General features: G+C 36.6%; 13 protein-coding genes and 1 riboswitch. Of the genes, 5 read left to right on the top strand and 8 right to left on the bottom strand.

Going from position 1 to position 12,474, the window contains the following annotated elements:
* Positions 1-45 precede the first annotated feature (45 nt).
* Positions 46-388: riboswitch (SAM riboswitch) on the bottom strand.
* Between the two features lie 69 nt (positions 389-457).
* The 5 genes from ACEWK1_RS05925 to ACEWK1_RS05945 form a co-directional block, all read right to left on the bottom strand.
* Positions 458-1,030 carry an SCO family protein gene (locus ACEWK1_RS05925; protein ID WP_251402302.1) on the bottom strand — a complete coding sequence of 191 codons (573 nt, stop codon included), beginning with the start codon at positions 1,028-1,030 and terminating at the stop codon, positions 458-460.
* A gap of 9 nt (positions 1,031-1,039) precedes the next feature.
* Positions 1,040-2,044, bottom strand: a complete 1,005-nt coding sequence (locus ACEWK1_RS05930) for an aliphatic sulfonate ABC transporter substrate-binding protein (RefSeq protein ID WP_212136174.1) — start codon at positions 2,042-2,044, stop codon at positions 1,040-1,042.
* A 106-nt stretch (positions 2,045-2,150) separates the two neighbouring features.
* On the bottom strand, positions 2,151-2,906 hold the full coding sequence (locus tag ACEWK1_RS05935; RefSeq protein WP_212136173.1) for an ABC transporter permease: 756 nt from the start codon (positions 2,904-2,906) through the stop codon (positions 2,151-2,153).
* Positions 2,890-3,678, bottom strand: coding sequence for an ABC transporter ATP-binding protein (locus ACEWK1_RS05940; protein ID WP_212136172.1), 789 nt, complete (start codon positions 3,676-3,678; stop codon positions 2,890-2,892). The genes ACEWK1_RS05935 and ACEWK1_RS05940 overlap by 17 nt, the downstream gene beginning before the upstream one ends.
* A gap of 145 nt (positions 3,679-3,823) precedes the next feature.
* Positions 3,824-4,090 (bottom strand): hypothetical protein, encoded by a 267-nt coding sequence (locus ACEWK1_RS05945; protein WP_212136171.1) that lies wholly within the window; start codon positions 4,088-4,090, stop codon positions 3,824-3,826.
* A 172-nt stretch (positions 4,091-4,262) separates the two neighbouring features.
* Between ACEWK1_RS05945 and ACEWK1_RS05950 the strand changes: the two genes are divergently transcribed.
* From ACEWK1_RS05950 to ACEWK1_RS05960, 3 genes are all read left to right on the top strand, one after another.
* The gene (locus ACEWK1_RS05950; protein WP_121664762.1) at positions 4,263-4,988 is read left to right on the top strand and encodes an alpha/beta hydrolase; all 726 of its coding nucleotides are present in this window, start codon (positions 4,263-4,265) and stop codon (positions 4,986-4,988) included.
* Positions 4,989-5,059: 71 nt separating this feature from the next.
* Positions 5,060-5,578: a YjcG family protein gene (locus tag ACEWK1_RS05955; protein ID WP_212136170.1), complete on the top strand. Its 519-nt coding sequence runs from the start codon at positions 5,060-5,062 to the stop codon at positions 5,576-5,578.
* Positions 5,579-6,004 (top strand): GNAT family N-acetyltransferase, encoded by a 426-nt coding sequence (locus ACEWK1_RS05960; RefSeq protein WP_212136169.1) that lies wholly within the window; start codon positions 5,579-5,581, stop codon positions 6,002-6,004.
* A 633-nt stretch (positions 6,005-6,637) separates the two neighbouring features.
* Here ACEWK1_RS05960 and ACEWK1_RS05965 read toward each other — a convergent pair.
* On the bottom strand, positions 6,638-7,654 hold the full coding sequence (locus tag ACEWK1_RS05965; RefSeq protein WP_212136168.1) for a DUF3231 family protein: 1,017 nt from the start codon (positions 7,652-7,654) through the stop codon (positions 6,638-6,640).
* Positions 7,655-7,806: 152 nt separating this feature from the next.
* Here ACEWK1_RS05965 and ACEWK1_RS05970 point away from each other — a divergent pair, with 152 nt between their 5' ends.
* Positions 7,807-8,481, top strand: a complete 675-nt coding sequence (locus ACEWK1_RS05970; RefSeq protein WP_212136167.1) for a YetF domain-containing protein — start codon at positions 7,807-7,809, stop codon at positions 8,479-8,481.
* 22 nt (positions 8,482-8,503) lie between these two features.
* On the opposite strand, the gene ACEWK1_RS05975 is transcribed toward ACEWK1_RS05970, so the two are convergent.
* On the bottom strand, positions 8,504-9,415 hold the full coding sequence (locus ACEWK1_RS05975; RefSeq protein WP_212136166.1) for an MBL fold metallo-hydrolase: 912 nt from the start codon (positions 9,413-9,415) through the stop codon (positions 8,504-8,506).
* 22 nt (positions 9,416-9,437) lie between these two features.
* Positions 9,438-9,680 carry a hypothetical protein gene (locus tag ACEWK1_RS05980; RefSeq protein ID WP_212136165.1) on the bottom strand — a complete coding sequence of 81 codons (243 nt, stop codon included), beginning with the start codon at positions 9,678-9,680 and terminating at the stop codon, positions 9,438-9,440.
* 179 nt (positions 9,681-9,859) lie between these two features.
* Between ACEWK1_RS05980 and ACEWK1_RS05985 the strand changes: the two genes are divergently transcribed.
* Positions 9,860-12,133 (top strand): ATP-dependent helicase, encoded by a 2,274-nt coding sequence (locus ACEWK1_RS05985; protein ID WP_212136164.1) that lies wholly within the window; start codon positions 9,860-9,862, stop codon positions 12,131-12,133.
* Positions 12,134-12,474 lie beyond the last annotated feature (341 nt).

The following is a 12,474-nucleotide window of genomic DNA, read 5'->3' on the forward strand; positions in this document are numbered from 1 at the left end:
AAGTCTTCCTCGTTAAGAAGAAGACTGTGTCGTTAAGTGCGCTTCTTCTTATCTCTCAAGCATAAAGCTGGTGTGGCTTGCTGGATTTAGCACCTTGGCACTCGCAGAAGTCTTTGTATGGTGTTGTTAATAAGTAAACTCATAATTAGTGTTGTATAGCTTTTTCACAGCACGCAAGTGCTTGCGGCTTGCTCTGCAAACCTCGACAGAAAATGAAAAATGCCTGTTACAAACAAGAGCACTTTGTTCCATTCATTTTTCATTTCCTGTCGGTGCTGTGAAAAACTTACTTAGAGTTTATCTATCATCAATCCACCAGATCTTCACTCGTTATGAACCGGTTGCTGAGGCTTCATAGGGCCAGTCCCTCTGCCTCTCTTGATAAGAAATATATGAAATTTTTAAAATGTTTAACTTTTTATTACTGTACCTTATTCAAGTGGAGAATGCAATAGAATTATTGTAATAGTTTGATATCTTCGATTATTTTTTCAAATGGTACGTTAGATACTCCATCGTATTGTTCTAGAATTTGACTGCCTTTCATGAGAAAAATCGAAGTACTGTGTACATATTGAGTTGAGCCTTCGAGCTTTGCAGCGGGTGCTAAGAAACTTATATTAGTAAAAGATTCAATGTCCGCTTGGTCATAGCCTGTTAAAAAGTTCCAAGTTTTATAATCCGCACCAAATTGATCTCCAAACTTTTTTAATACTTCTGGTGTATCATGTTCAGGGTCAATGCTGAAGGAAACTAATTCTGCTTCTATTTTTTCATCTTGTAACTGCTCTTGAAGTGTCGCAATGTGAGCAGTCATTGGAGAGCAGACAGTATCACAATTTGTAAAAATAAACGTCGCTACCCAGACCTTCTCTTCGTAGTCAGACATCTTTACAGCTTCTCCGTTTTGATTTACGGCTTCTAGTGGCTCTACAGTTCCATTTAATGAAAAATGCTCTTCTAGGTTGATAGACTGAGAACAGCCTACCAACGCTAAAACAGCAATAACAATTGATCGTATATTTTTCACGATAGATTCCTACTTCATTAAGAATGAAGTGTCGATTAGATCACCGAATTCTGGCTTTTCTTTTAGGAATTTTAATTCATATGAAGAGTTTGCAAATTCTTGAACAACATCTGCGTTTACTTCTGTTGTGTATGTTACACGCTCCCACGCGCTATCAACGATCGCTGGGTCTAATTCTTGATCTGTGATGTCTTTGATTGCTTTAATCGCGATATCACGTGCTTCTTCGGGATTTTCGTTAATAAAGTTAACGCCTTGCTCATGCGCTTTAACGATATTAGCTACAAGTTCTTTATTTTCTTCAATTAGCTTCCCGCTTGTTACTAACACTGTATTAGGTAATGTTGTACCGTATGAAATTTCATCTGTATCAACAATGATTTTTGCACCATCATTAACTAATTGTGATGCCCATGGCTCTGGAACAGCAGCTAAATCTACTTTACCTGATTCGAACATTGCTCCGTATTGAGCTGGGTTTCCTGTTACATGTTTAAGAGTTCCACCGATACGTGCTGATGTAATTCCTAAATCTTTAAGAAATGTTTCCATTTGAACATCATGTGTGCAACCTACACCAGGTGTGATGAACGTTTTACCTGAAACATCCTCAACTGATTGAACACCACTTTTAGCTGATGCAACAACTACTGTACCACCTGAAGATGCACCTGCAATAATTTTCACATCAGCTCCATTAGCATAGTTGTTCATTACTGGACCTGGTCCTACTAGTCCTGCTTGTATTTCACCTGTTTTTAAAGCCGTCATAAATGCTGCTCCGTCTGGGAACGTTTTGTATGTTACTTTTACGTTTTCTCCAAGAGCTTCTTCATAATACCCTTTTTCTCTAGAAATCATAGCTGGTACGTGGTCAATGTTTGGAAAATATCCAATCACTACCTCTTCTGTACTACCGCTACCGCTTGTATTTGATGATTCACCAGTTCCACAAGCTGCAAGGACACCTACTAATAAAATCGAAATAAGTGCAAATAAAAGTCCTTTTCTCATGATGTAACCTCCAATTAAAATTATGATTATTAGTTAAAAATAATATTTTTACGCTTGAAGCTAGAATCCGATTGGCGACACACCAATGACTTATTAAAAAAGTACCTTAATTATCTAAACCCCATTTTTTCATAACGTTTTTCTCAATACGTTGGAAAAAGAGTAAATCTACAATAACACCAATGACCATTATCATGATCATAATGGCGAGAACTAAGCTCATATCACCAAAATCTGATGCGAACTTTAACTTATACCCAAGGCCTGGGCCTGTACTTAATAATTCAGCTGCCATTAATGCTCTCCATGCAAATGCCCAAGCAAGTCTTATTCCTGTTACAACATAAGGGATAGATGCTGGAATCATGACCTTCCAGAACAGGCTCAAGCCTTTATAATCCATCGTTTGTGCTGCTTTTATATAAAGTGGTGGCACATTTTTAATCCCTGTTCTCATGTTAATCGTCATTACAAGTGTTGCACCTAAAACGACGATAAACGTAACAGCTGCTTCATTTAACCCGAACCACATGATCGCTAAAGGTAACCAAACAATACTTGGTACAGACTGTAAAGCGATAATTAATGAACCTAATGTTTCATCAAGTGTTTTGGATTTAGCTAAAGCTACTCCTAAAATAAGTCCTAAGATTAATGCAATTACTAATCCAATCGCAAGTCTTTTGAAGCTTGCGACTAGGTCATAGACAAGTGTTAAATCTAAAAAGCCTGTATACAATGAATTGAAAACATCTGTAGGGGCAGGGAATATTGCAACGGAAACATCAAGAAGCTTTACCGTAGCCTGCCATACAGTTAAAAGAATGACGTAAAAAAGGATTCGTTTAACGACTGGCTGCATATTTCTGCTCCTTTTCTATTACTTTATCTATTTCTGTTTTTAATAAATTCTTAATTCGTTCTTCGTAAGCTAATAGCTCCTCTCGCGCTTGTTCACGTGGACGAGGAAAGTCAAGCTCAATAATATCAACAATTCGGCCTGGCTGTGTTCCCATGACGACAATTCTGTCAGAAAGCTTTAATGCTTCATGAATGCTATGTGTAACGAAAAGAATGGTTTTTTTCGTTTCTAAAAACACTTCTTCCAAGACTTCATGAAGTCTTGAGCGTGTTTGTTCATCAAGCGCACCGAATGGCTCATCCATTAGTAATAGAGCTGGATCCATCGCTAGTGCTCTCGCTATGGAGACACGCTGCTGCATCCCTCCTGAAAGCTCATGTGGTGAATGCTTTGCATACGGACTTAATTGCACAAGAGATAAAAATTTATGAGCCCTTTCTTGTGCTTCTTTCTTGGAAAGCTCCTTGCGAAGAGGAAACATCACATTTTCTTCTACCGTTAACCATGGAAATAATGCAGCTTGTTGGAATACCATGCCGCGTTCTTTACCAGGTCCTTTTAGTTTTTTCCCTTGCAAAACAAGCTCACCAGAAGTTGCCTGTGTTAAGCCTGCAACGATGGAAAGCAAAGTTGATTTTCCACATCCTGAAGGACCAAGGATCGAAACAAATTCTCCTTCTTTCACTTGTAAATCTATATTTGTTAAAACCGTTTCTTCTTTGTTATCACGGTTTTTGAATTGTTTATTAACATTATTTATGGATAAAAACACTGATATCACCTACTTTTTTAATTCATATCTGTTTTATCGGATTTACTTATTATAGTAGGTTTGGGAAATAAGTCAATGGAAAAATTAGTATTTCCCTGATTTTCACCAAAATAAAAGACCGACATGTAAGTCGGCCTTGTTTAAGTTATTTCTTCTTTTCATCATAATAATTAACAGCATACATAGAACCTTCAGCTACCATCGTATTATCTTCAATATCATGTGGATCCGGGTGTCCAGATTTCTCCATAACCTGTTTGTCTTTATTCATCGAATTAATGGCTTTATTTTTCATCATTTGCATGGAAGAGATGAATTTGTTCTTTCTTTTTTCTTCCTTTAATAAGTAAGATGTAACCCCTATTGTGGATAGTGCAACACCGGATAAAACCACTTTGCTTGATTTTTTCATTTGTGATTCTCCTCTCACTTTTATTAATAGGTCTTACTTGGAAAATACCCTTGTCCGACATTTTTAAACATTTTTTTCTCAGGAAACATAATAATTATGCTTTTTTAAGGATGAATGAATCGTTGCGTGTTAAAATAAAAGGGGTTTCATACTTGTTTTAGGAGGGGTAATCATGAGTAAGCAAACAGGTATTATTAAGGAGCACTCCTTTTATTCAGAAGCACTTCAGGAAGAACTAACATTGCTCATTTATCTTCCAGAGAATTATTCTCCATTATATAAGTATAGTTTATTGATTGCACAAGATGGTCAGGATTACTTTAAACTCGGTCGTGTTGGTAGACAAGTCGAGGCTCTAGTTAAAGATGAAGAAATAGAAGATGTGATCGTTATTGGCATTCCTTATAAAGATGTTCATGACAGAAAAGAAAAATACCATCCGAATGGTAGTAAGTTTAGGCAGTATGTACGTTTTCTTGCGCATGAATTAGTACCATATCTCGATTCCGAATTTCCAACATACCAAATCGGCTTTGGTCGTGCGTTAATTGGTGATTCTTTAGGAGCAACCGTTTCCTTATTAACAGGCTTATCGTATCCTAACACTTTTGGAAAGCTCATTCTTCAATCACCTCTTGTAAATGAAGATGTCATGAATGCTGTTGAAGAATTTGATTCTTCCTCAAAACCTATGATTTATCATCAAATTGGCAAGAAAGAAACAGAGGTACGAACTACTGATGGTATCATTCAAGACTTTCTTACACCGAATCGACAGCTGTCCCAATTGATGTCTGAAAAGGGTTTTTCATATACGTATGAAGAGTTTGATGGGGATCATACTTGGAAGTATTGGCAGCCAGCTTTAACACCTATACTCAAGCTTATGTTCGAATAACATCGTACATATGTTTATTTTTAAAAATTTGCTATACTAAAACTATAATGAACTGTTTAGGAGGGAATATCATGAAATACGGAATCGCCCTTTTTCCATCAAAAAAATTGCAGGACTTAGTGAATTCTTATCGTAAACGATACGATACTCACTACGCATTAGTGCCACCACATGTTACATTAAAAACGGCTTTTGAAGCAGAAGACGAAGAAATAAAGGTTATTGCGAAGGAACTTCGTAAAGTAGCTGACGCAAGTGAACCAATCAAAATTTCAATTAAAAAGGTTAGCTCTTTTGCACCTGTAAACAACGTGATTTATTTAAAAGTAGATCCAACTGATGAGCTTCAAGCTCTTCATGAAAATTTACATACAGGTTCATTAAGCAGTCAGCCTGAATATGCTTTTGTCCCTCATATTACACTCGGACAAAATCTTTCAGATGATGAACATTCAGATGTTCTTGGCAGCATTAAAATGCTCGATATTCACCACGAGGAAGTTATTGACCGCTTCCACCTTTTATATCAACTAGAGAACGGTTCTTGGACTGTTTATGAAACATTTTTACTTGGAAAGGAAAGCGAATAATTGGAAATAAAACAAGTAGCAACAAGAGATGAACTAGAAGATGCATTCACAGTAAGAAAAATTGTGTTCGTAGATGAACAAAATGTCCCTGAAGAAGAGGAAATTGACCAATATGAAGATGAAGCAACACATGTTGTTTTATATGATGATCAAGAAAAACCAGCAGGTGCAGGTCGAGTACGCGTACTTGATGGTATAGGTAAAATTGAAAGAATTTGCGTGCTATCAACAACTCGTGGAACTGGTGCAGGTCGTAAAATTGTATCTAAATTAGAAAAGATTGCGTCAGAGCAGGGAGTTACTAAATTCAAGCTGAACGCGCAAACACATGCGATACCTTTTTATGAAAAATTAGGTTATGAGGTTGTATCAGATGAATTTATGGATGCAGGCATTCCTCATGTAACGATGATTAAACAGCAATAAGAAGACCCACAGAGAATGTCCTCTGTGGGGACGGTTTTGAAGTACCAAATTAGAAATAACCGTACATTCGAACTTAATAGTACAAATGCTTGGAACATTGTGTCTCCAAGCATTTTTCACATTATTTTGCACCTGTAGTTGTGTTTTCACTAAACATGATAAATAAACGTAAAAATTCCGTTTAAATTCGAAAATACCAACATTCCTCACAAAATAAGGGGAGTTTTTCCGCTTATATGAACCAAATCTTTAGATTTGGTTCAATATAGAGAAGTTAACCGGAATATTTCCCCTTATATCAGCTTTTTAAGCACCTACTATCTAACTTAACCGGAATTTCTCCGCCTATCTATTCCTATACCTCCACCAAAAAAGAAACAATGAATAGCATCATCAGAGTCTTAAATATCAAAAATCCTTTTACTTTCAGTACATCAATCTCTAATTAATTTAGCAAACAAACTCGCACACAGACACTAACTTTTATCTTCCTGTTGAAAGGAAAGCAAAGATAAGCAACAAAAGGTGGAGCCCAAATCAATTTCGAATTGGGCTGCTTATTTGTTTTCTAATTAAGCTTTTATACTCGAAAACCGAATACTTAATAAATTCTCTGTAGGTTAAATCAGAAGTTTACATTCCTTCTTTCTTCACCAATTTCTCCCGATCCTTTAACCCAGGTGGCTGCTCCAACCAGTTATTTTTGATCATAATATCTGCTCCACTTTTTGCAAATTGAGCAATTTCAGCAGACAATCTTTCATAATTCACAGCTAAATCTGTTCTCTGACTTGCCGCTGCGGCAGTAGCATAATTCCCTGTTCCTGCTGCACTAAGTAGAGACATATGAAACATCATAATTTTATCTGAGTATGTTTGGGTTGTGGAATAGCTTACACATACATCAGGAGAGCCAGGTGCAATCAAGTCACTTTCATCTAATGCCTCTGTAAACAGCATCACATGTTTTTTTGAAATTTCGCTTCCTCTTAACATAAATTCTTGTATTTCTTTGTTTTGGGAGGTTTGACCAAAGCTCAAGCATAGCTTAGCTCCAATAGAGTTCGTTTGAATATTCATATATAAATGAGATATTTCAATAGCGTTTAAAGGTCGTTTACCGGTAAATGGATTTAACCCGCCTAAATATTTTTTTGTATCCACATAGTCTGTTTCTTCCGGAACGCCAATATAAGGGGCTCTTACAAAGAATCCTTTAGAAACAGCTATTTCGAGAGTAGAGTTATATAATGTGGCTGTTTCATTTATTGCATTCGTAAAGAATTCTCTTACATCCAGTCGAACACTCATTGATAAGAAACCACCGTAAGCGAGCATCCCCACTTTGGCCATATGATTTACATATGTTAAACAAAACGTATCAGAATACAAACGAGGTGCGCTAGTATTAACATCATCCTCTGTAAAGCCATTCGGTATGGCAAATTGTTCTTGTTGAAATAGTTCCTTTAAAAAGTGAACATTTTTAACCGCCATATTATAAGCCAGCTCTACACCTGCTTTTATGTCGGGATCTTCTATGTACTGAAGCATATGCGATAACATCGTCGCCACCATTGTGTCATTCATATAGGATGTCCAAAGAGAAGCAATCTCTGTTGAGGTAAGCTGAGTTGAATTGTGAGACATCTGTGTACCCCCTTAAATAGAGAAAATATTATCCAATAGTGTTAACAAAAACTACCCATTTTATTTAAATCACATACTATCTCATCGATTTTGCATAAAAACGACATGTACGATTATCCTAATCATATGGATCGTGAACGGGGGTATCTAGCATGGAGTTTGGACAAATTACAATTGAATTAGTTTTTGGCTTTATTGCACTTTTCATCATTACAAAAATATTAGGTAAAACACAAATTACCCAAATTACAACGTTTGACTTTATCTCTGCACTTGTACTTGGTGAACTTGTTGGAAATGCCATTTTTGATGATGAGGTTGGAATCTCACGGGTAATTTATGCAGTGGCTGTATGGGGATTATTAATCTTTATTTTGGAGCTAATTACGCAAAAGTGGAGTAAATCGCGTGGACTTCTTGAAGGAAAGCCGACGATTATTATTCAAGAAGGTAAAATATTAAGAGAAAGCTTAAAAAAATGTAAGCTTGATATTAACCAGCTACAACATTTGATTCGAGCAAAAGGCGTTTTCTCAATAAGAGAGCTAGAATATGCTGTTCTAGAAACAGATGGTACGGTCAGTATTCTAAAAAAAGCAGAATATGAAAACCCAACGAAACCTGATCTCCAAGTGAATCTGAAAAAAGTATATATCCCAATTACAATCATAAGTGATGGGAAAGTGATTAAACAAAATTTAGTTGAAGCAGGCTTTAATTACAACTGGCTGGAGCAACAGTTAAAGCAGCAAAATATTTTCAGAACAGAAGAAGTTTTATATGCTGAGTGGCTCGAGGGTTCTGGTTTACATGTTCAATCCTTCTAACAAACAAACTCCCACTTCTAAGTTAGTGGGAGCTTTTCTTGTTCTCTCGTATCATTAACCGGTGATTATTAATTAGGAGTTCAGCCGTATTTTCTTGTACAAGCATGGTAACGTAAGCTGTCACTGCTGTACGAAACAGCATCCATGAAGGAACATTTAGATCTCCTATATCCCACTTTGTACAAATCTCGGCTACTAGTTCATCATGATAAATACCAGCTTCATGCTCTTGTATGACACTCTTTATGGAATTCATTAACTTAAGATGATAAGAAATGTTTGCATCGACTGTTTTGACAAAATCCTCTTCAAACAAACCATGTCCAGGAACAGCCCCAACACAATCTATTTTTTTAAGTTTGGAAAGAGATTCCAATGTATCCTTTGCATCAATAATGAATGGAATTTTATGTTTATGTAACTGCTCTTCTGCAAAATAAGCATCAGCAGCATATAGGACTTTATCAATAAGTAGGCCATGTTGATTGATGCTGTGCCCTGGCAAGGAATAGCATTGAAAAAAAGTGTCGCCAAAAGGATAGGTTGCTTGCTCAATTTCTTCATCAACCCTTATTGGCTTACCTTCTAAAAATTTATTTCTCATTTCAGGCAATGGCTTATTTCCTTGAAAAAGATAGAGTGGTTCAATAATTGGATGTCTAAGCATAGCCGCTTCGAGTTTCGGTGCGTACGTATAAACGTCTACAATGGATTGTAAATGCTCTGCCCCACCGTAGTGGTCAGCATGAGCATGTGTAACAAATAAATGAGTTACAGGTAAATTGTCACCCTGTAATTTTTTTAATACTTTTTTCATCGTTTGTTTGTCAATACCAGCATCAATTAGTAAGCCGTTTTCTCCATTACGTACATACCCAATATTCACTGCGCCTTGAAAATAGTAGCAACTATTGTTAAGTTGAATAAAATTCATTTTTTACCTCTTAAACGTTTTTTTACACATATTCGTTAAAGAGCTTACCTTTTCCTGTAAATGATGAGGAATATTTATTTTTCTTCAATTTTTCTTCTAAGATATCTGCAAATTTCTGCTGATGTTGTGAATTTTCTTCTTCATTGTTTCGATTCAGCTTAATGGCAGAAGTTGGTAAGATTTGTGAATAATGTTGTTGTACAGAGATCGATCGATTTGCGTATTGTGTGTATGTATCTTGCTGAATTGGTAAAATATAACCCATCTTTGTCACCTCTCCCTTACATAAATTCCCTTATTTTTGTTAAGTTAAACCATGTATTTTTACCTTTTCGTTCGGTTGTCATTCTGTTAAGATAGACTTTGTCGCTTATGAAAGTTTGTTTTTTATTATTTTATAAATACATACGCTTTAGCATCCTATTTTATGGGAGGAGGGTCACTATGAATTCTGCAAAGTTGAAAGATGTTACAATCTCCTTGCTTCAATTACCTCGAGAAGATTATCAACGAATCTATGAGTCTTGTTTAAAAGAAGAGGTCACCTGTCAATGTTGTGGGCAGCCTGTTCGATTTTATCTAGGAATAAGCAAATCTCCATATTTTTATCATTCCAATCAAACACGAAATGAAACTTGTCAGCAGCAGTTTCAAGAGTATTACCCAGATCAGCCTGTTCAGGTAAAAGAGCCTGAACTATTATATGAAGAAAAAAACGGATTCCGCATACCAAAATCCCGAAGTGTTGCAACAGTTGAAAAGCCACAGGTAATCAAGTGGCTTCAGCCTAAATACATTAAAGGAAGAACACCGTTTACATTAAAAGTGAAAACACCTTCATCAATAGTAGGTATACCTCTTGATATTGAACAAAAGGAAGCTGTGACAACAATTGAAGGACCACTGCTTATTTTAGCTGGTGCTGGTAGTGGTAAAACCCGAGTTCTTACCACAAGAGCTCTTTATATGATTGAAGAAAAAAAGATCCAACCAACTTCGATCATGCTTGTTACGTTTACAGCAAAAGCCGCACGAGAAATGCATGAGCGTCTCGCCGCTTCTTCATCACTACATGTTAGTCAGTTAAATCAGCTCGTGATTGGTACTTTTCATAGCATATTCTACAAAATCCTACTTCATCACAATCGCGATAAGTGGAACGGCCAAAACCTTTTAAAATGGGATTGGCAAAAAGAAGTTTATTTAAAAAATTCGTGTAGAGAGCTAGGTATTGATGAGAAGGATTTTCCATTCGACCAAGCCATTCAACAAATTGGTTTTTGGAAAAACACAATGAAGTCAGTGAATGATATTCACCCAGCAGATGAATGGGAACAAACAGCATTAACTCTTTATCGGGCATATGAGGATCAAAAGCTACAACGAGGTCAATTTGATTTTGATGACATGCTTGTTCATTGCTATCAACTTCTAAAGGAAAATCCCGATATTCTTAAAGCTTATCAAAATCGTTTTCAGTATTTTCTTATTGATGAGTTTCAAGATATTAATCCTATTCAATATAGGCTCATTCAACTCCTCTCAAACCACACAAGAAATTTATGTGGAGTTGGCGATGATGATCAAACGATTTATAGTTTTAGAGGAAGTCAGCCTTCTTTTATTTTGGACTTCAAGCAGGAATATCCTGATGCCAAAGTGATTCACCTATCCTCTAACTACCGATCAGATCACGAGATCGTATCAACAGCCAATGAGGTTATTTCAAAAAACAAACATCGCTTAAGTAAGAGCATGATTGCTCAGTATCAATCAGAGCACTTACCTGTTACCTTTTTTCCATATGATGAGGAAGAAGAGGCAACGATGATTCTACAAGATATGAAGGAAAAAATTGAAGAGGGAGCAGCTCCTGATGAGTTTGCTGTTTTGTACCGAACTCATACCGGTGGACGAGCTGTGTTTGAACGCTTCGTGCAATCAAGCATTCCTTTTACGATGGAAAATGGACAATCTTCTTTTTATGAAAGAAAAATGGTTCGTAGTATGCTTTCCTATTTGCGATTAAGTATGAATGCAGATGATTCAACAGCGATTGCCGAACTTATTCGGGCACTATTTTTAAAGCAATCCGTTGTGAACGATGTAAAGGCTTTGAGCATTTTACATGATTGCTCCCTTGTTGAAGCATTGTTGCACGTGAATGGTTTGCCGAACTTTCAAAAATCAAAGCTTAACAAGATCATCCCAAGAATCAGCTCTCTAAAAAATGAGAAGCCGTTGACAGCACTAACGATTATCGAAAAAGAACTGGGCTTTACTGATTATCTTAAAAAGCAAGGAAACGAAGGAAATACGATGGAAAAAGGCTCAGATGACTTGAATGACCTAAAAGTTGTCGCAAAGAAATTTTTAACCATCCCAGATTTTCTTCAACATATTGATCACATGACCGTAACTCAGCAAGCTTTGAAAGGAAATAAAGACAATTCCGGAGTTCAACTGATGACGATTCACCGCTCCAAAGGCTTGGAATTTAAATATGTGTACGTATTAGGCGTTGTGGATGGAGCACTACCACATGACTTCGCCCTTGAATCTGCCAGAAAAGAAAAATATGAATTTCTCGAAGAAGAAAGACGCTTGCTATATGTCGCGATGACAAGAGCAAAAGAACACCTATACCTATCTGTTCCATCCTATCGCCGAGGACGAAAAGCCGCACCTTCGCGGTTTATTAAGGGGTTGCTTAAGTAGATATATTTTTGAAATAGTGCGATGAACGACAATTTGATCGCTTTTGACTTTTGGTTTGTCGTTCATTGGCGCTATGATTGACATTTCACCTGCTTTCTCACTCTGGTTTGTCGTTCATCAACGCTATGAACGACATTCCAATTGCTTTCTCACTCTGGATTGTCGTTCATCAACCTTATGAACGACATTTCAATTGCTTTCTCACTCTGTAATGTCGTTCATCAACCTTATGAACGACATTTCAATTGCTTTCTCACTTTGGTTTGTCGTTCATCAACCTTATGAACGACATTTCACCTGCTTTCTCGCTTTGGTTTGTCGTTCATCAGCCTTATGAACGA

The organism is Metabacillus sp. YM-086, assembly GCF_048059995.1.
GTDB classification, from domain to species: Bacteria; Bacillota; Bacilli; order Bacillales; family Bacillaceae; genus Metabacillus; species Metabacillus litoralis_B.